General features: G+C 73.1%; 13 protein-coding genes. 4 read left to right on the forward strand and 9 right to left on the reverse strand.

Features of this window, described 5'->3' with window-relative positions; translation table 11 throughout:
- Nucleotides 1-9: 9 nt before the first annotated feature.
- Nucleotides 10-2,358 carry a DEAD/DEAH box helicase gene (locus IE200_RS04310; protein WP_229856072.1) on the reverse strand — a complete coding sequence of 783 codons (2,349 nt, stop codon included), beginning with the start codon at nt 2,356-2,358 and terminating at the stop codon, nt 10-12.
- A gap of 219 nt (nt 2,359-2,577) precedes the next feature.
- Here IE200_RS04310 and IE200_RS04315 point away from each other — a divergent pair, with 219 nt between their 5' ends.
- Nucleotides 2,578-2,913: an anti-sigma factor antagonist gene (locus IE200_RS04315; RefSeq protein WP_191278075.1), complete on the forward strand. Its 336-nt coding sequence runs from the start codon at nt 2,578-2,580 to the stop codon at nt 2,911-2,913.
- A 197-nt stretch (nt 2,914-3,110) separates the two neighbouring features.
- Nucleotides 3,111-5,414, forward strand: coding sequence for a sodium-translocating pyrophosphatase (locus IE200_RS04320; protein WP_191278076.1), 2,304 nt, complete (start codon nt 3,111-3,113; stop codon nt 5,412-5,414).
- Nucleotides 5,415-5,462: 48 nt separating this feature from the next.
- Here IE200_RS04320 and IE200_RS04325 read toward each other — a convergent pair whose 3' ends face one another.
- From IE200_RS04325 to IE200_RS04355, 7 genes are all read right to left on the reverse strand, one after another.
- Nucleotides 5,463-6,149, reverse strand: coding sequence for an AfsR/SARP family transcriptional regulator (locus IE200_RS04325; RefSeq protein WP_191278077.1), 687 nt, complete (start codon nt 6,147-6,149; stop codon nt 5,463-5,465).
- Between the two features lie 167 nt (nt 6,150-6,316).
- The gene (locus IE200_RS04330; protein WP_191278078.1) at nt 6,317-6,490 is read right to left on the reverse strand and encodes a hypothetical protein; all 174 of its coding nucleotides are present in this window, start codon (nt 6,488-6,490) and stop codon (nt 6,317-6,319) included.
- A 12-nt stretch (nt 6,491-6,502) separates the two neighbouring features.
- Nucleotides 6,503-10,708, reverse strand: a complete 4,206-nt coding sequence (locus tag IE200_RS04335) for a S8 family serine peptidase (protein ID WP_191278079.1) — start codon at nt 10,706-10,708, stop codon at nt 6,503-6,505.
- 38 nt (nt 10,709-10,746) lie between these two features.
- The gene (locus IE200_RS04340; RefSeq protein WP_191278080.1) at nt 10,747-11,292 is read right to left on the reverse strand and encodes a hypothetical protein; all 546 of its coding nucleotides are present in this window, start codon (nt 11,290-11,292) and stop codon (nt 10,747-10,749) included.
- Nucleotides 11,293-11,302: 10 nt separating this feature from the next.
- Nucleotides 11,303-12,049 carry a hypothetical protein gene (locus IE200_RS04345; RefSeq protein ID WP_191278081.1) on the reverse strand — a complete coding sequence of 249 codons (747 nt, stop codon included), beginning with the start codon at nt 12,047-12,049 and terminating at the stop codon, nt 11,303-11,305.
- Nucleotides 12,046-12,546, reverse strand: a complete 501-nt coding sequence (locus tag IE200_RS04350; RefSeq protein ID WP_191278082.1) for a hypothetical protein — start codon at nt 12,544-12,546, stop codon at nt 12,046-12,048. Before IE200_RS04350 ends, IE200_RS04345 begins: the two co-directional genes overlap by 4 nt.
- Nucleotides 12,543-13,310 carry a hypothetical protein gene (locus IE200_RS04355; RefSeq protein ID WP_191278083.1) on the reverse strand — a complete coding sequence of 256 codons (768 nt, stop codon included), beginning with the start codon at nt 13,308-13,310 and terminating at the stop codon, nt 12,543-12,545. Before IE200_RS04355 ends, IE200_RS04350 begins: the two co-directional genes overlap by 4 nt.
- Nucleotides 13,311-13,506: 196 nt before the next feature.
- Here IE200_RS04355 and IE200_RS04360 point away from each other — a divergent pair, with 196 nt between their 5' ends.
- Nucleotides 13,507-15,009 (forward strand): DUF7059 domain-containing protein, encoded by a 1,503-nt coding sequence (locus tag IE200_RS04360; RefSeq protein WP_191278084.1) that lies wholly within the window; start codon nt 13,507-13,509, stop codon nt 15,007-15,009.
- Here the strand turns inward: IE200_RS04360 and IE200_RS04365 are convergent.
- The gene (locus IE200_RS04365; RefSeq protein WP_191278085.1) at nt 14,993-15,787 is read right to left on the reverse strand and encodes a hypothetical protein; all 795 of its coding nucleotides are present in this window, start codon (nt 15,785-15,787) and stop codon (nt 14,993-14,995) included. The genes IE200_RS04360 and IE200_RS04365 overlap by 17 nt on opposite strands.
- A 226-nt stretch (nt 15,788-16,013) precedes the next feature.
- Between IE200_RS04365 and topA the strand changes: the two genes are divergently transcribed.
- On the forward strand, nt 16,014-18,746 hold the full coding sequence (gene topA, locus IE200_RS04370) for a type I DNA topoisomerase (RefSeq protein ID WP_191278086.1): 2,733 nt from the start codon (nt 16,014-16,016) through the stop codon (nt 18,744-18,746).
- Nucleotides 18,747-18,757 lie beyond the last annotated feature (11 nt).

Genomic DNA, 18,757 nt, shown 5'->3' on the forward strand with positions numbered 1-18,757 from the left:
CGCCCGAATCTAGCCCCAACCCCCAGGACGCGGTGCACCCGCGAGGAGGGCGTCCAGCAGGGCGATGGCACCGGCCTTGTCGAGCGGGTTGTTCTGGTTGCCGCACTTGGGTGACTGGATGCACGACGGGCACCCGCTGACGCACTCGCAGCCGGCGATGGCCTCGCGGGTCGCGGACAGCCAGGCGACAGCCGTACGGAACCCGCGCTCGGAGAAGCCGGCCCCGCCCGGGTGGCCGTCGTAGACGAAGACGGTCAGCACGCCGGTGTCGGCGTGACGTGCCGTCGACACGCCACCGATGTCCCACCGGTCGCACGTCGCGAAGAGAGGGAGCAGCCCGATCGAGCAGTGCTCGGCGGCGTGGGCCGCGCCCGGCACGTCGAGTGCGTCCAGCCCGGCCTCGGCGACCACGTCGTCGGGCACCGTCCACCACACGGCCGTGGTCCGCACCGTCCGCTCGGGCAGGTCGAGCGGCTCCTCGCCCAGCACCTCGCCGCCGGGCTGGCGACGCCGGAGGAAGGAGACCACCTGGTGCGACACGTCGACCTCGCCGAGGGCCAGCTCGCACCCGGCCCACGACTGCCGCTCGCGGGTGGCGACGATGCTGATGTCGGTGACCTCGCGTGCGGTGGTGCTCCAGGCAGGGTCGTCGCGACGCATGACCGCCACGTGGTGCTCGAGGTCGAGGTCCTCGACGACCCAGGTCTCGCCCTGGTGGACGTACACCGCGCCGGGATGGGCCTGGTTGTGGGCGCCGCCGGCGTCGACGGTGCCCACCACGCGGCCGGTGTCCGCCTCGATCAGCTGCACCGGCGATCCGCCCGCCGAGCGGATGTCGGCGAGGTCGGCGGCGCGCGACCGGTCGGTCCAGAACCATCCGCGCGGCCGCCGCCGCAGCAGCCCCAGGCCGGTCAGCTCGTCGAGGACCTCGCGCGCGGTGGGCCCGAACAGAGGCAGGTCGGCCTCGGTGAGCGGCTGCTCCTGCGCGGCGGCGCACAGGTGCGGTCCCATCACGTGGGGGTTCGACGGGTCGAACACGGACGCCTCGACGGGGGCGCCGATGAGCATCTCGGGGTGGGTCACCAGGTAGGTGTCGAGCGGGTCGTCCTTGGCGACCAGCACGCCGAGCGCGTCCTGCGCCCCGCGTCCGGCTCGGCCGACCTGCTGCCAGAAGGCCGCGCGGGTTCCGGGGAACCCGGCGACCAGGACGGCGTCGAGCCCGCTGATGTCGATGCCGAGCTCGAGCGCGTTGGTGGCGGCCAGCCCGACGAGGTCTCCCCGCCGCAGCTCCGCCTCGAGCGCCCGCCGCTCCTCGGGCAGGTAGCCGCCTCGGTAGGCCGCGATCCGTCCGGGCAGCGACGGGTCGACCTCGGCCAGCAGGTCGGCGGCGGTCAGCGCCACCTGCTCGACGCCGCGCCGAGACCGGACGAAGGCCAGGGTCCGGACGTCCTCGGCGACCAGGTCGGCGAGGAGGTCGGCGACCTCCGACGACGCGGCCCGCCGTACGGGAGCGCCGTTCTCGCCGGCGTGGGAGGTGAAGGGCGGCTCCCAGAGCAGCAGCGACATCTCCCCGCGGGGCGAGTCGTCGCGGGTCAGTGCCACGACATCGAGCCCGGTGAGCCGCGCGGCCGTCACCTCGGGCTCGGCCACGGTCGCGGAGGCGAGCACGAAGGTGGGGTGCGCCCCGTACATCGCGCACACCCGCCGCAGCCGGCGCAGCACGTGGGAGACGTGCGCCCCGAAGACCCCGCGGTAGTGGTGGCACTCGTCGACCACGACGTAGCGGACCGAGCCGAGCAGTCGCGCCCAGCGGTGGTGCGAGGGCAGCAGCGAGCGGTGGAGCATGTCGGGGTTGGTGAGGACGTACTCGCCGAAGTCGCGCGTCCAGTCGCGCTCCTCGCGAGAGCTGTCGCCGTCGTGCGCGGCGAGGCGCACGTCGAGCCCGAGCGACTCGAGCCCGGCGAGCTGGTCGTGGGCGAGCGCCTTCGTCGGCGCGAGGTAGAGCACCGCCGCACCGCGCTCGCCGCGAGGTCCGCGGGCCGCGCGGATCGCGGACAGTGCCGGGAGCTGGTAGGCCAGCGACTTCCCCGAGGCGGTGCCGGTCGCGACGATGACGTGGTCGCCCGCGTGGGCCGCGTCGGCGGCCACCACCTGGTGCCGCCACGGCCGCGCGACGCCCTGGGCGGCGTACGCCCTGCGGACGTCGTCGGGCACCCAGTCCGGCCAGTCCTCGTGGACCGCCTGCCGGGCGGGCAGCACCTCGAGGTGGCGCAGCCGGTCCTCGCGCCCGGGCACCGCGATCAGCCGGCGGACCAGGGTGTCGACCGGCGGCGCGACACCGGCGCGGGAGTGGCTCACGACCGCAGTCTGGCAAAGACCGGGGACAGCGCCGGGAGGGGTTCCGGGGGAGATCGGGGGGAGATCGGGGGGAGATCGGGTGCAGATCGGGCAGGGCATGTGGAGAGGACCCCTGCGGAACCCTTGTGACTCGTGGTTTGATACCACCCGAATGGACCGAGGGCACCGGCGTGCCCGCAGGCGCACTGTCCGAACGAGTTCGGGGACCGGGGAGCAGTCGTGGATCTCACCCTTGCGACACGCGAGGTGGACGGGCGTGCCGTCGTGGCCGTCGGCGGGGAGATCGACGTCTACACCGCGCCCAAGCTGCGTGACTGCATCACCGACCTCGTCAGCGCCGGCACCTACGACATCGTGATCGACCTCGAGGCCGTCGAGTTCCTCGACTCCACCGGCCTCGGCGTCCTCGTGGGCGGGCTGAAGAAGGTCCGGGCCCACGACGGCTCGCTCGACCTCGTCTGCACCCAGGAGCGGCTGCTCAAGATCTTCCGCATCACCGGTCTGGCCAAGGTGTTCGTCATCCACGACTCCGTCGGCACCGCTCCCACCGCCTGACCCTCGCGCGCGACCCGCGCCGTCGACCACCCCTCCGGACGTGTCCCGAGGGGTTTTGCACGTTCGAACCCGGTCCCGGACCAGACACCCGGTGTGGTGTGGGTCACGCTGCCCCGTGATCTGGGTCACGTCTGCGTAGACTCCGGCGCGTTCACGGATGTGTTTCCAGTGCCAGCTCAAGTCCGAGGAGGACACGAATGACGGGGATCTTGCCCGCGGTCGTCGCGCAACCGGAGCTCGAAGGAGGCAACCTCGTCCTGGTCGTCGTCGTCGCCCTGATCGCGCTCGGCGCGCTCGGGATGGCTGCGATGTTCAGGTCGCAGGTGCTGGCCGCGGGTGAGGGCACCGACAACATGAAGACCATCGCCCTGGCCGTCCAGGAAGGCGCCAACGCCTACCTGCAGCGCCAGTTCCGCACGCTGGGGATCTTCGCCGCGGTGGCGTTCGTGGTCCTGTTCGCGCTGCCGGCCGACGACATCACCGTCCGCATCGGGCGCTCCATCTTCTTCCTGGTCGGCGCCGGCTTCTCCGCCGCCATCGGCTACCTGGGCATGAGCCTGGCCGTGCGCGCCAACCTGCGCGTGGCCGCTGCCGCCGAGACCGAGGGCCGCGACCCCGCCATGACGATCGGCTTCCGCACGGGCGCGTTCGTCGGCATGGCGACCGTCGGCCTGGGCCTGCTCGGCGCGAGCGTGGTGGTCCTTCTGTTCAAGGACGAGGCGCCCGTGGTGCTCGAGGGCTTCGGCTTCGGCGCCGCGCTGCTCGCGATGTTCATGCGAGTCGGCGGCGGCATCTTCACGAAGGCTGCCGACGTCGGCGCCGACCTCGTCGGCAAGGTCGAGAACAACATCCCCGAGGACGACCCGCGCAACGCCGCCACGATCGCCGACAACGTGGGCGACAACGTGGGCGACTGCGCCGGCATGGCCGCCGACCTGTTCGAGTCGTACGCCGTCACGCTGGTCGCCGCGCTGATCCTCGGCGCGGCCGCCTTCGGCGACAAGGGCCTGGTCTTCCCGCTGCTCATCCCGGCGATCGGTGCGCTCACCGCGGTCCTCGGCATCTACATCACCAAGCCGAAGGCCGGCGAGAACGGCCTCACGACCATCAACCGCGCCTTCTACATCTCCGCCGCGGTCGGGGCGCTCGCCTCCGTGGTGCTGTCCTACGTCTACCTGCCGGGCGACTTCGCGGAGTTCGGTGACACCTTCGCCGGCGTCGACGGCGACCCGCGCTTCATCGCCAGCGCCGCCGTGGTCATCGGCATCGTGATGGCCGCAGGCATCCTGGCCCTCACCGGCTACTACACCGGCACCGAGTACCGCCCGGTGAAGGACGTCGGCAAGACCTCGCTCACCGGCCCCGCGACCGTGATCCTGTCCGGCCTGAGCGTCGGCTTCGAGTCCGCGGTCTACACCACGCTCGTCATCGGTGCAGCGGTCTTCGGAGCGTTCCTGCTCGGCGGCGCGACCCTGACGGTGTCGCTGTTCGCCGTCGCGCTGGCCGGTTGCGGCCTGCTGACCACCGTCGGCGTCATCGTCGCCATGGACACCTTCGGCCCGGTCTCCGACAACGCGCAGGGCATCGCCGAGATGTCCGGCGACGTCAGCGAGCAGGGCGCGCAGATCCTCACCGAGCTCGACGCCGTCGGCAACACCACCAAGGCGATCACCAAGGGCATCGCGATCGCGACGGCCGTGCTGGCCGCGACGGCGCTGTTCGGGTCGTACGCCACGTCGGTGGGCGAGGCGCTCGCGGAGTCCGGCTCCGACGAGATCCTGAACTTCCAGGTCTTCAACCCGGCCGTCCTGGTCGGCGTGCTGCTCGGTGCGGCCGTGGTGTTCCTCTTCTCCGGGCTCGCGATCAACGCGGTGGCCCGCGCGGCCGGCGCGGTCGTGTTCGAGGTGCGTCGCCAGTTCCGCGAGATCCCCGGGATCATGGAGGGCACCGGCCGTCCGGAGTACGGCAAGGTCGTCGACATCGTGACCCGCGACTCGCTGCGCGAGCTCGTGACGCCCGGCATCCTGGCCGTGATGGCCCCGATCGCCGTCGGCTTCGGCCTCGGCGTCACGGCGCTGGCCGGCTTCCTCGCCGGTGCCATCGGCGCCGGCACCCTGATGGCTGTCTTCCTCGCCAACGCAGGCGGCGCGTGGGACAACGCCAAGAAGCTCGTCGAGGACGGCCACCACGGCGGCAAGGGTTCGGAGTCCCACGCCGCGACCGTCATCGGCGACACCGTCGGCGACCCGTTCAAGGACACCGCCGGCCCGGCCATCAACCCGCTCATCAAGGTGATGAACCTGGTCTCGCTGCTGATCGCCAGCGCCGTCGTCTCGATGAGCGTCGGCAAGGACGAGAACGACGCCCTGCGGATCGTGATCGCGCTCGTCGCGGTCGCGATCATCACGGCGGCGGTCGTCGTCTCCAAGCGGCGCGAGGTCGCGATCGCCGACGACGGTGACAACACCGGCTCGTCGTCGTTCAGCCCGCACCACGCCTGACCCCGTACGACCGCAACGGCCCGTCGCCCTCGAGGTGGCGGGCCGTTGTCATGCCCGCGGCAGGTCTGACAGCCGCGGCCGCGGCGCGCGAAGCAGCGCCTGGAGCTCGGCGCTGGTGCGCAGGCCGAGCTCGTTGCGCAGCAGTCGCGCGTAGGTGTCGAGGGCGCGGTGTGCCTCGACCTGGTTGCCCTCGGCGAGGTGGGCGAGCAGCAGCGCCCGCTGCCCGCTCTCGCGCAGCGGCTCGAGGTGCACCGCGCACAGGGCTGCCTCGACGGCCTCGGCGCACCTGCCCTGCTCGCGCAGCAGGGTGCTGAGCGCCTCGAGACCGTGCAGCACGCGCTGGCGCAGACGTTCGCGCTCGAAGATGACCCAGTCGTCGTACCAGCCCGGGAGCACGTCGTCGGGGTCCAGCGGCCGGCCCTCCAGCACCAGGTCGTCGTCGGTGTGCGTGCCGCGGACCAGGCGGTCGGCCCAGGACGCGACTGCGTGCACGTCGACGTCGACCCGTTCGCGGAGCGTCACCACGCCGTGCTCATTGCTCAGCAGGTCGAGCCCCGCGCTGCGCAGACGCCACATGGCCGAACGCAGGTTGCCGGCCGCGCGGTCGTCGGAGCCGTTGGGCCACAGGCTGCCCGCCACGCGGCGCCGGTCGACGCGGCCGCCGCGCAACGCGACCAGGACGAGCAGCCGCTGCGAGCCTTCGGGCACGACGATGCGGGTGCCGTGGTGCAGCACGCTCGGCCCCCCGAACAGGCACAGGAGCGCGCGCGGAGTGCATCGCTGGTCACGATCCAGATCCGTGCTCACGACCGACTCCCGGATGTCGACGGCCCTCGGGTGACCGCCCTCTTCGGTCACGTGCAGGTCCTCTTGCTGAGTAAAGACCACTGCGGGGCCCGGAGTCACGGGAATCGGGAAGGTATCGACCGGTCGAGGAACGCCTGCACGAGTGGCAGCACCTCGGCGGGGTCGGTCAGCCGCCACTGGTCTAGAACACGTCCGGCGAGGTCGTGGGAGGTCAGGACCGACAGCAGGACGGAGCCCGGTCCCTCCACCTCGACCCGGATGAGGCACACGGCGCACATCGGTCACTGCGCCCGGCGCGAGGCGCGGATCCCGGCGAGCACCACGCGCCCGACGCCGTCGGGTCGGGCGTCGAAGTGCATGATGTCGCCGCTCTCAGCGCCGAAGTCGATCGCGCCCCACGCCAGCCGGCCGCTGTCGCGCAGGGCGATCACGAGGTCGCGGTTCATCGACATGAATCCCTTGAGCGGGTCGCGCACCCGATCCCCTGAGGCGAAGTTGGAGCCCGGCAGCCGTAGCCGGTCGAGGTCGACCCGCGCCTGTCCCGCCCACCGTGCGGCCGCCGCGTCGGGCGGCTCTCCCTCGCGGACCACACCGGCGACCGCCCGGTTGCGGTCGACGTGCGCGCGCATCCCCGCCACGTCGCCGGCGAGCCCGAGGTAGGCGACGAGCTCGCGGTCGAGGGTGCGGAGGGTGTCGTACGCAGCGGCCGTGGTGCCGCGTGAGAGCCGGGACAGGAACGGCGGCGCCGTGTCGACGACCCGTCCACCCACGACGAGCGCGGCCCGGTTGCAGGCTTGGCGCATCGCCTCGTTGGACACCGGGGCGCCGGGGTTGCCCAAGATCCACGGGCTCGCCGTGTACTCGATGTCGGTCGCCAGCCCGAACGAGTGCATCGACGCACGCCCCGGACGGGCGCCGCCGTGCGCCTCCCGGATGCCGAGGGCGCGGCCGAGCTCGGCGTCGGACAGCGTCGCGTAGGCCGGCTGCCGTCGCAGGGCGGCCTCGGCGGCCCGGAGCTTGGCCAGCAGCACCTCGTGGATGCCGTTGCGGAACCGCCTGCCCAGCCACACCGGGTCGACCATCCCGTCCCACCAGCGCTCGGGGGTGTGACCGGTCGGGGCCAGCTCCGCGCGGACGGTGCCCAGGACCCCGGTGGCCCACTCGTTGGCGAAGCCGGTACCGCCCTCGACCGGCGGGGGCGGGGTGACGGGCACGTCCTCGGCAAGGGTGGACGGCGTGACGAGTCGCTGCACCTGCGCGAAGACCGTCGCAGCGTGCCGACGCTGCTGGGCGAGCCGGTCTCGCAGCCCGTCCGGGCAGGGTGGGGCGGTCGCGGCGAGGGCGTCGTCGAGGTGGGCGAGCTTGTCGGCGGCCGTCGTCCAGCGCGCGAGCCGGGTGAGGATCTGCGGCAGGCAGCCGGAGAACCGGACGCCTGCGCTGAGCAGCAGCGCGGTCAGCACGAAGGTGTCGCGATCGGGGCGGGTGACGTCGAGTGGGCCGACGCCGGCGGCGCGGATCCGGGTGAGCGCAGGCTCGAGCCACCACGACGTCGTGTCGACGACCATCTGCTGCACGTGCGGCCAGACCACGGCGTCGCGGAAGCACCCGGCGACCCGACGGCGGTAGTCGGGGTCGCGGGGACCCGTCCCCGGGACGCCGCGCATCAGGTAGGTCGCGTTGGTGTCGCGGTCCGCCGCGCGCCCGTGGAGGGTGTCGGTGACGGTGCCCCGGGCCACGACCAGGTCGGGGTGGTCGGTGTGCCACGTCATGTCCCAGCCCAGCGGCGCGCCGAGAGCGCTCGCGAACAGCGCGGGGTCCTCCGAGCGCAGCTGCCACAGGAAGCGGAAGAGGGCGGCGCGGTCGGCGTTGAACTGGATCGGCCCGAGGCTGACACCGGCACCGGCGTCCCACGCGTTGATGCTCTCCATCCGGCCCTCGACCCGGGCGATGACCGGCAGGTAGCAGTCGGGCTCGCGCAGCGGCGCGACCAGTGGCGGCAGTGTCACCCCGTTGACGACTCCGCCCGCGTCGTACGGAGGGTCGCCGCGCTGGACGCGGCGCACGGGGAACGCCGCTGCCCCGTGGTGCGCGAGGGTCGCGCGCAGGAGCGGGACCCCGAGGGCGCGAGCCTGCGCCGTGGTCAGGGTCGTCGCGCCGGCCAGGCGGGCGGCCCACTCGTCGCGCTGGGCGTCGCGGTCGCGGGCGGCGAGCCCGTAGAAGGAACGCAGTCCCGGCACGTCCACGCGCCGCGGACCGGGGGAGGAGGGATCCACGGGGACGTAGACACGCTCGCCGCCGTTGACGGTGATCACCTGCAGCCCCGTCCCGTCGAAGCCCGCGACGGGGGTGGTGAGCCAGCACACCGCGGGCCCGAAGGGCGCGACCTGCCACCCCCTGGCAGTCGCGGAGGCGACCTGGTGGCCGGTGCGGGCGGAGAGTGCCTCGATCATCGCGGCGTCAGGGTCGGCCGCCGTGCGTACGGGGGCCCGCGTGTCGACGCGGTGCGTGAACGGCGCACCGCCCGGTCGGTTGAGGGTCAGGGTGCCCAGCACGGCCTCGTCCGGGGGCGCGTCCTCGCCGTGGAGCCAGGCCAGGACCCGCTGGTCGGGTGCCGCCGTGGCGGTCGCGGTGGTGGTCATGGTTCCTCCTGGTGTGGGTGTGGTCGGGTTGAGGACGTCGGGGACGGTGCGCGGGACCGCGGACGTCGGTGCGTGGGCCAGGTCGAGCGCGAGCCGGCAGGCGGCAGCCGCGTCGAGCAGGCCGGCGCCGTGACGGGGGTCCGGCCGCTCGGGCGCTCGCGCGCTCTCCATGACGATCCAGCGCGTCAGCGCCATCGGGAGGAGCCGCGGCAGCGCGGCCTCGAAGACCAGGGCGACGGTGCCGGTGACGTGGGGCGCCGCCATGCTGGTCCCGCTCTTGCGGGTGAGCGCGTCGCGCACCCGGCGCCCGTCCACGAGGGACGACGACCGTGCGGCGAGGACGCGGTCGCCGGGCGCCGACACGTCGGGCTTGGGACGTCCGTCGCGGCTGGGTCCCTCGCTGGAGAAGGCCGCGGGCGGGCGGTCTGCCGCGTGGTGGTCGTAGGCCCCGACCGCGAGCGGGAGCCGGCCGTTGCAGATGGAGCCGGTCGTCGAGCGTGAGGTGGCGACCTCGGCCGGGAAGCGTGCCTGGTGCGAGCCCGAGGTCCGTTCGACCCAGGCCTCGACGCGCCCGTCGTGGATGGTGCGGCCGGTCAGGCGCACGATCCAGCGCCCCGCCGGTGCTCCCGGCATGAGGAAGAGGTCGACGACGTTGTCGGCGTTGTTGGGGTCGCCGAGGCGCGAGAACCCGGAGGCGACGACACGTGCTCCGTCCCGGTGCACGTCGTGCGTGCCGGGCTCGAGGGCGAGCACGGGAGAGCCGTCGGGCGCCAGGAGGGTGGCCGCGACGCGGTCGCGGCCGTCGTACCAGAGCTCGAGCTCGGTCCCCTCGGGTGGCGGGGCCGGGACGTCCCACGGCAGGTCCAGCACCTCGTCCGCGGCCACGTGGAGCGTGGCGTGCATCCTCCCGGCGTGGTAGTTGCCGCAGCTCATCACGATCGCGACCCCGGGAGTGGTGGCCAGCAGGTGGTCGAAGGCACGGGTGACCAGCAGGGTGTCGTCGTGGGGGCCTCCGGTGCGGCCCAGGCTCATGTGGATCACGAGGGGCCGGCCGGCCGCCCGCCGCACGGCCCAGTCGCAGGCCTCGAGGATCCGCGCGGAGTCGCCCAGGGTGTCCTCGCGCGCGGTGTCCTCGCCCCGGAGGTGGACGAAGGCGAGCGATGCGCCCGGCGCGACGCCGGGGCTCGCCCCAGGCGCGCGGCCGCGGCCGACAGCGATGTCGGCGACGTGGGTGCCGTGGCTGCCCTCACGGGCGGGGTCGACGTCGCCGTGGTCGTAGCCGAGGACGGCGTGCGGGTCGTCGGTGCCCAGGGCCGCGTCGATCGCCGCCCGGGTCAGCTCCCTGCCGTAGCCGAAGGGCTGCGGACTGGCCGGGGTTGTCGCCCCCCGCTGGTCCCACAGCGCCTCGACGACGGTGCGGCCGTCCGCCTCACGGAGGTTCGCGTGCGTCACGTCGAGCCCCCAGTCGAGCACGACCACCAGGACGCCCGCGCCGGTCGGGGCGCCCGCGCCCGCGCGGAGCGGCAGGTCGGCGGGCCCGGCGCGGACGTCGGTCATGGTCTCGGCGAGGGCGGGACCGTAGGTCCGGGTGGCCTTGAGGCTGCGCACGGCCGGGTGCGCGCGGACGGACGCGAGGTCGCCGAGCCGGACGCGCGCGGTGACCACGCCACCGAAGGCGCTGACCACGCGCAGTCCGGGCACGTGGGCGCCGGCGGGGTCCAGGCGGGCGATGAGCGGCGCGACGTCGTCGGCGTGCGCCTCGGTGGGAGCCGGCACCAGGGTCGAACCGGTGCGGGTCAGCAGCTGCTGTCCCAGCGCCGGGTCGACCCGTGCGCCGAGGTCCGTCATGCCCGTGACCTGTCGGGATCGCGTGGCGTCCGGGGCCCTCAGTCCTCCCCGGCCGGCCTGACGATCTTGTCGCGGTCGGCGCCCGGGAGGAGATCGAGGTAGTCGTCGAACGGCTCCGCCTCGTCGGCCGTGAACAGCAGGTTCTTGGTTCGGCCGATCGCCTCGATGAGCATCTCCGTGGCGAGCCCGAGCGCGTTCCACAGCTCCTTGGTCGACTCCCCGGACTCTCCCGCGACCGCGCGCGTCGTACGGCCGCCGTCGTCGCGGTCGACGGCCGCGGTGAACTGGGCGGCCAGCGTGTCGGGCGCGAGGTCGCGCAGCGCCGGTTGGGCCGCGAACGCCGCCGTCGCCGGCTGGCCGCCGACGATGGCCTCGAGGGCGCTGATGACCGCAGCCGCGGCCTTCCTCTCCCGCCGCAGGCTGTCCTTGGCCACCGTGCCCACGGCGAGCGCGCCGAAGGCGGCCCGGGTGGCGGCGGTGCCGGGGACGAGGGTGAGGAAGGTGGCCTCCTCCGCCCGCTTGCGCTCGGCCTTCTTCATCGCCGCGAGTGAGACCACCGGCAGCACGTTCGGATCGATCGCCATCTCGCTCACCTCACCGGAAGGCCATCATCATGGCGATGGGCAGCATCGAGTCCGACGACGAGCCGCCTCCGGACATCATCAGCGGCAGCATCATCATCATGCTGCTGTCGGAGTCGTCGTCGACGTTGGCGGACCCCGTGACCGTGGCCCCCGACGCGATGGGGTGGGTGTGGTCCTCGAGGGCGTCCTGGGCGGACCGCGTCGCCATCATCGACATGACCATCGTCATCATCTGCTGCTGGCTCTGGTCCGCCTTGAGCTTGGCGAAGTGACGCCGCAGCGACACGCGACTCCTCGCCGAGTCCGCGCGGAGCTTGGCGATGTCCTTCTGGGTGTCGACCACGACGGCGCCCACACGGGTGCGCAGCGTGTCGAGGTCCTTGCTCAACGTGTTGACGCGTGCGGCGTCCCGGTTGATGCCGTCCTGGAGCTTGCGGATCCCGGCCTCGAACTCCTGCCGGGTGACCACCGGCTCGGGCAGGCGGAGCGTCGCGTTGCCCGCCGGGGTGTTCAGCGTCGCTGTCGACACCCCCCGGCCCGGCACGCCGACGTTGACCGCCGGCAGCGGCGGCTTGGGCGTCGGCTTCGATCCGAACAGCCCGCCGATCGCGTTGCCGATCAGCTGGGCGGGCCCGCCGAGCAGCGTTCCGAGGAACTCCGACTCGTCGTCCCACGCCTCGGTGACCAGGGACTCGTCGTCCCAGGCTTCGTCGTCCCAGGACTCGTCGTCCCAGGCTTCGGTCTCCATCGCCGTCATGGCATCTCCTGCTTCGTAGGTGTGGTGGTGTCGGGGGAATCGAGGGGTCGCAGCGTGCGGTGCGACCCGGGTTGCGGGACCAGGGCGAGCCCGACCCGTCGCAGCGCAGGGGCGAGCCAGTCGACGAGCTCGTCGACGGCGGGACGTCGGTGGCCGGGACCTCCGCGGCCGCGACAACGGGGACAGGCGTCGACGAGCCCCCAGCACTGGGGGCAGGCGCCGAGCAGCCGTGCGACCCAGGCCGTCATCTCGTTGGCCGCCACGAGCGCCTCACGCAGCTGCTGGTTGGCGCGCAGGGCAGCCTCGAAGCGACGCTCCAGCACGTCGACGGGGTCGGGCTCCAGGTGGTCCCCCTGAGCCTGGAGCCGGGCGAGCAGCAGTCCCGCCACCGGGTCGTGGGCGGCGCGCTCGGTGAGCTGCCGCAGCAGGGCTGCCTGGACGTCGTCGGCGTCCCGGGCGGTCCCGCCGCCGGCCTCGTCGACCGTACGGGTGCTCACGTCGGGATTTCCTGCCACTCGGGCTCCGCAGGCCAGCACTCGGCTGCAGTCTCGGTCTCGGTCTCGGTCTCTGCTGCTGCCCATGCCTCGACCTCCGTCGCGACCTCGGTCTCGGACTCCGTCGGGGCCTCACCGTCGTCCCCGGCAGGCGCGTCGTACGCCTCGACGTCCTCACCGACCGGCCAGAGGTCGTCGTCCTCGGGGGCACCGTCGAGACCCTCGACGACACCGGGCGCCGGGCCGGCCGGGGTGTTGGCCAGCTGCTGGCCGAGCGCGAGGAGCATCGGGGCGAGCGTGGTCACGAGGGTGGCCACGTCGGACGCACTCACCGTGCCGGGCGCGGCAGCGGGCGCAGGCGCCGGACGGGGAGCGGCGGTGCGCATCGGTGCGGGCGCCGGACGAGGCGCGGGGCGAGGTGCCGCGCGGGGGACGGGGCGAGGCGCCGGCGTCGGCGTCGGCGTCGGCCGCGCAGCAGGACCGCTCGGCGGAGGCGCGCTCGGCGGAGCGGGGGCGGGTGGGCGCTGACCCTGCTGGAGCGCGGTCTGCGCGGCCCCGAGACCGCCGCCCACGAGGCCCCCGATGAGGGCGCCCCACGGACCGGCCACCGCGCCGGTGGCGGCACCGCTCGCGACGCCGGACCCGATGTTGGTGAGCCACGTCAGGGCGTTCTCGGCGTCCTCGTCTCCCCAGTCCCCCCAGGCCTCGGCGGGGCTCCCGCCGTCCCAGTCCTCCGCCCACGTCGACTCGAGCACGAATGTCGTCACGGTCATCCCCTCCCCGCTGGTGTGGGCAGGATCGTGGGACGGCGCAGGTCACGACACCGTGGTCCACGAGCCACCCGGACGTCCACGCACCGCTGCGGCGGTGTCGCGGCCCGGTTCCCGCGGCGTCCTCCCAGCGTCTCCCGGGCGTCACCGCGGTGTCACCGTCCCGCTGGTCCCGGGGTGGGAGGCTGGGGCCATGTCGTCCCAGCTGCCGTCCGACCTCGACTTCGTCGCCCCGCTCCGGGACGCCCTGCGCGCCGCCGACTTCACCTACGACCGTGTCGCCGAGGCGATCGGCGAGGACGCGCACCGGGCGCTCGGACGCAACGAGACGCTCCCCGCGCTGCGGCGTACGACCTCGGGTGGGCCGCTGGACACCTTGGTCCGGCTCTTCCTCCTCCAGGCGCCGGTGGCGCGCGAGCACGCTGACCGAGCGCTGCCGGGGCTGGTCGACCGGCTCTGCAACGCCGGGCTGCTCGAGCAGAGCGTCAGCGAGGTCGCGGCGCGGACGGACTGCCGGCCCTACGCCACCGAGGACCGTGACCTCTGGATCGTCTCCGACCTCACCCCGGGGCTCGACGGCGCTCCGGTCGCGGTCGGGACCGACCACGTCCTCGGCATCTCGAGCGCCTCGACCAGCCTGGCCCAGCTGACCATGCGCGAGCCCGTCGGCAGCGCGCTCGACCTCGGCACCGGCTGCGGTGTGCAGGCCCTCCACCTCGCCGGGCACGCCGACCGGGTCGTCGCGACCGACGTGAACGCCCGCGCGCTGTGGATGACGCGGCTCAACGCCGCCCTCAACGAGGTCTCCGTCGACGTGCGCGACGGGTCGTTCTTCGAGCCGGTCGCAGGTGAGCGCTTCGACCTCATCTCGACCAACCCGCCCTTCGTGATCTCGCCGGCGACCGGTGAGCGCCTGGTCTACCGCGACTCCGGCCTGCCGGGCGACCGGGTCGTCGAGCACATCGTGCGCACCGGCCCGGACCACCTCACCGACGGCGGCTGGCTCCAGGTGCTGGCCAACTGGGCGGTCCTCGAGGGCGAGCCGTGGGACGAGCGGCTCGGCTCGTGGCTGCGTCCGGACTGCGACGCGTTGGTCGTGCAGCGCGAGACCCTCGACCCGGCGGCGTACGTCGAGCTGTGGCTCAAGGACAGCGGGCACCACGGGGGACCGGACTACGCCCAGCGCTACGACACCTGGCTGTCGTGGTTCGAGGAGACCGGCATCGCCGGCGTCGGGTTCGGCTGGATCAACGTGCGGCTCGGGAGCAGCGACCGTCCCGGGGGACACCACGAGCTCCTCGAGTGGCCCTACGACGTCGAGCAGCCCGTCGGCCCGGCGATCCACGCCTGGGGCGAGGCGGTCGCCGACCTGCGCGACCTCTCGGACGACGCGCTGCTGGGCAGCACCCTGCGCGCCCGCGAGGACGTGCAGCAGGAGACGGTCGGGCGTCCCGGCGCAGAGGACCCGGAGGCGATCGTGCTGCGCCAGCAGCGCGGCTTCCGCCGTGCCCGCACCGCCGACACCGTCGAGGCAGCCTTCCTCGGCGCCTGCGACGGCGACCTCGCGGTCGGCCAGCTCCTCGGCGCGCTCGGCGCCCTGCTCGACCGTGACGAGTCCGAGCTGCGCGAGACCTACCTGCCGGTCGTGCGCGAGCTCGTCGGACAGGGCTTCCTGGAGGTCACGGCACGGCGGTGACGCCGGCCCCGGCGCGCGCCTGGTCGGCGAGCGACCGGTCCCGCAGCTCGACGAGGTCGCGGCGCACCGACGCCGCCAGCAGCTCGACCCGCCCGACCGCGAGGAGAGCAGGTGCCCCGGAGCCGTACGGCTGGGAGCCCACCCAGCCGAGCCGGCGCACGTGCCCGAGGACCTGGGTGCCGCACGCGTTGAGCGAGGTGGTGCCGAGCCGGTCGGCGATCCGGACCTGCGTCACCGGCCCCTCAGGGCCGATCGCGGCGTTGGCCTTGCCGACGACCCAGGCCACGCCCGCGGCGAGGCGGGCGGGCGTCATCCGCTCGGCGAGCTCGGGGTAGCGGTCGCGGACCAGCAGCAGGCACTCGCGCAGCGGCGGGGCGAGGTCGGCGGGCATCAGGGTCTCGCGCAAGTCGTCGAGCAGCTCGTCGGCCACCAGCCACGGCTCGTCGGCGACCGGGTCGAGGTGGTCGCGAAGCCGGGGCAGGGCAACGGGCGAGCCGGTCATGGCCAGCAGCTCCTCGCGGCCGCCGGCGACCCCGTCGAGCCACTCGAGTGCCTGCAGGTGCCACGGGAGAGCGGGCGGCTGCTGCACCACCCTCGGACGCTGCTCCTCGTCGTGACGCCTGCCCACGTCGGCGTACGTGCTGTCCTCGACGCGCTCGCTCCACGCGTCGACGAGGCGTCCGTCGACGAAGACGAGGTGGCTGAGCCGCCCGCCCTCGTCGAGCCGCTCGCGGGGTTCGCGCCAGAGCATGGTGTCGTAGTGGTGGTGCTCGAACATCGGGTCCTCCTGGGTCGTGGTCGTCGTCCCACCGTCGGGACCGCCTCCGACATCCGTGGACCGTCGTCCACAGCTCGTCCCCCACGGGCCGTGGTCCACAGCCCAGGGGCGCGAAAGTGGCCCGTGACGGGCCGCCGAACCTCGCCCGGAGTGGAGAAGTCCGGATGTGGCGCTACCGTTGCGGCGCTGAGCAACATCGCAGCGCACACCTGAGGGAGCATCTGAAGTGGCAAAGCTCGTCATCGTCGAGTCCCCGGCCAAGGCCCGCACCATCGGCGGCTACCTGGGCGCGGACTACGTCGTCGAGTCCTCGATCGGTCACATCCGTGACCTGCCCAACAACGCCGCGGACACCCCGGCCAAGATCAAGGACAAGCCCTGGGGTCGGCTGGCCGTCGACGTCGACAACGGCTTCGAGCCCTACTACGTCGTGCCCCGCGACAAGAAGAGCCACATCGCCAAGCTGAAGAAGCTGGTCAAGGACGCCGACGCCCTCTACCTCGCCACCGATGAGGACCGCGAGGGCGAGGCGATCGCCTGGCACCTCCTCGACGAGCTCAAGCCGCCGAAGGGCCTGCCGGTCCACCGGATGGTCTTCCACGAGATCACCAAGCCCGCGATCCTCGCCGCCGTCGAGAACCCGCGCGAGATCAACGACGACCTCGTCGAGGCGCAGGAGGCGCGCCGCATCCTCGACCGCCTCTACGGCTACGAGGTCTCCCCGGTGCTGTGGAAGAAGGTCATGTCCGGCCTCTCCGCCGGCCGCGTGCAGTCCGTGGCGACCCGCCTGGTCGTCGACCGCGAGCGCGAGCGGATGAAGTTCCGCGTCGCCTCCTACTGGGACCTCGACGCCACCTTCGACGCCGGCACCGGCCACGACCCGCGGATGTTCCCCGCAAAGCTCTACTCCGTCGACGACGTCCGCGTCGCCCGCGGCGCCGACTTCGACAACACCGGCGAGCTCAAGGGCCGCTCCGAGCGCGTCCACCTCAGCCGCGCCGACGCCGAGGCGCTGGCGTCCGGCCTCGCCGACACGGCGTACGACGTGCGCTCGGTCGAGTCCAAGCCCTACCGCCGCTCCCCGTACGCCCCCTTCCGCACCACCACGCTGCAGCAGGAGGCCAGCCGCAAGCTCGGCATGAGCGCGAGCGTGACGATGTCGGTCGCGCAGCGCCTCTACGAGAACGGCTTCATCACCTACATGCGTACGGACTCCACGACGCTCTCGGACGCCGCGGTCGGTGCCGCGCGCGACCAGGTGCGTGAGCTGTACGGCGCGGAGTACCTCCCCGACTCCCCGCGCACCTACGCCTCCAAGGTCAAGAACGCGCAGGAGGCCCACGAGGCGATCCGGCCGGCCGGCGACACCTTCCGCACGCCCGCGCAGACCGGGCTGTCGGGCGAGCAGTTCCGCCTCTACGAGCTGATCTGGATGCGCACCGTCGCCTCGCAGATGAAGGACGCCACCGGCAACTCGGTGACCATCCGCATCGGCGGAACCGCCGCCGACGGTCGCGACGTCGTCTTCAGCGCGAGCGGTCGCACGATCACCTTCCACGGCTTCCTCAAGGCCTACGTCGAGGACATCGACGACGCCTCCAAGCGGCGCGACGACGCGGAGACCCGCCTGCCCAACCTCACCCAGGGCGCGACGGTGTCCGCGGCGACGCTGAGCCCCGAGGGCCACGAGACCAAGCCGCCCGCGCGCTACACCGAGGCCACGCTGATCAAGGAGCTCGAGGACCGCGAGATCGGCCGCCCGTCGACCTACGCCTCGATCATCGGCACGATCCTCAACCGCGGCTACGTCTACAAGAAGGGCACCGCCCTCGTGCCGGCGTGGCTGGCGTTCTCGGTGATCCGGCTGCTCGAGGAGCACTTCCCCCGCCAGGTGTCCTACGAGTTCACCGCCTCGATGGAGGACGTGCTCGACGAGATCGCCGGCGGTCGCAAGGACCGCGCCACCGAGCTCGCCGAGTTCTACTACGGCTCCGGCGACGTCGTCGGCCTCAAGACCCTCGTCACCGACCTCGGCGAGATCGACGCCAAGGAGATGGCGACCTTCCCGATCGGCGAGGGCATCGACCTGCGCGTGGGCCGCTACGGCCCGTACGTCGAGGGCCCGGGCCCCGAGGGCGGCGACGGTGCCCCGGTCCGCGCCAACGTCCCCGACGACCTGCCGCCCGACGAGCTGACCGTCGCCAAGGCCAAGGAGCTCCTGGCCAACCCCGCCGGCGAGGAGCAGGTGGTCGGCAACCACCCCGACACCGGCCTGCAGATCGTCGCCAAGAACGGCCGCTTCGGTCCGTACGTCACCGAGCTGCTGCCCGAGGACGCCCCCAAGAGCGCCAAGCCGCGCACCGGCTCGCTGTTCAAGTCGATGACCCTCGACACGGTCACCCTCGAGCAGGCGGTCAAGCTGCTCGACCTCCCGCGCATCGTCGGCACCGACGAGGACGGCACCGAGATCACCGCGCAGAACGGTCGCTACGGGCCCTACCTCAAGAAGGGCACCGACTCCCGCAGCCTCACGTCCGAGGACCAGATCTTCGACATCACCCTCGACCAGGCCAAGACGATCTACGCCCAGCCCAAGCAGCGCGGCCGTGGCGCGGCCACCCCGCCGCTCAAGGAGCTCGGCAACGACCCCGTCTCCGGCCAGCCGGTGATCGTGAAGGCCGGCCGCTTCGGCGAGTACGTCACCGACGGCGAGTACAACGCGACCCTCCGCAAGGACGACACGGTCGAGTCGATCACGCTCGAGCGCGCGGCTGAGCTCCTCGCCGAGCGCCGCGAGCGGGGTCCGGCCAAGAAGGCGGTCAAGAAGGGCGCGAAGAAGGCCCCGGCGAAGAAGACGGCCGCCAAGAAGACCACGGCCAAGAAGACGGCTGCCAAGAAGACCACGGCCAAGAAGACCACCGCGAAGAAGACGACGAAGGCCGCCGCCGAGAAGTCCTGAGCGGGCGGACC

Origin of the sequence: Nocardioides flavus (ex Wang et al. 2016) (assembly GCF_014653115.1) — a bacterium.
Classification (GTDB): domain Bacteria; phylum Actinomycetota; class Actinomycetes; order Propionibacteriales; family Nocardioidaceae; genus Nocardioides; species Nocardioides flavus.

What these genes read in the sequence shown, in the direction of transcription:
- IE200_RS04320 (WP_191278076.1), top strand. Translation starts at nt 3,111, where the DNA reads ATGACGGGGATCTTGCCCGCGGTCGTCGCGCAACCGGAGCTCGAAGGA.
- IE200_RS04335 (WP_191278079.1), bottom strand. Translation starts at nt 10,708, where the DNA reads ATGACGGACCTCGGCGCACGGGTCGACCCGGCGCTGGGACAGCAGCTG.
- IE200_RS04340 (WP_191278080.1), bottom strand. Translation starts at nt 11,292, where the DNA reads ATGGCGATCGATCCGAACGTGCTGCCGGTGGTCTCACTCGCGGCGATG.
- IE200_RS04345 (WP_191278081.1), bottom strand. Translation starts at nt 12,049, where the DNA reads ATGACGGCGATGGAGACCGAAGCCTGGGACGACGAGTCCTGGGACGAC.
- IE200_RS04360 (WP_191278084.1), top strand. Translation starts at nt 13,507, where the DNA reads ATGTCGTCCCAGCTGCCGTCCGACCTCGACTTCGTCGCCCCGCTCCGG.
- IE200_RS04365 (WP_191278085.1), bottom strand. Translation starts at nt 15,787, where the DNA reads ATGTTCGAGCACCACCACTACGACACCATGCTCTGGCGCGAACCCCGC.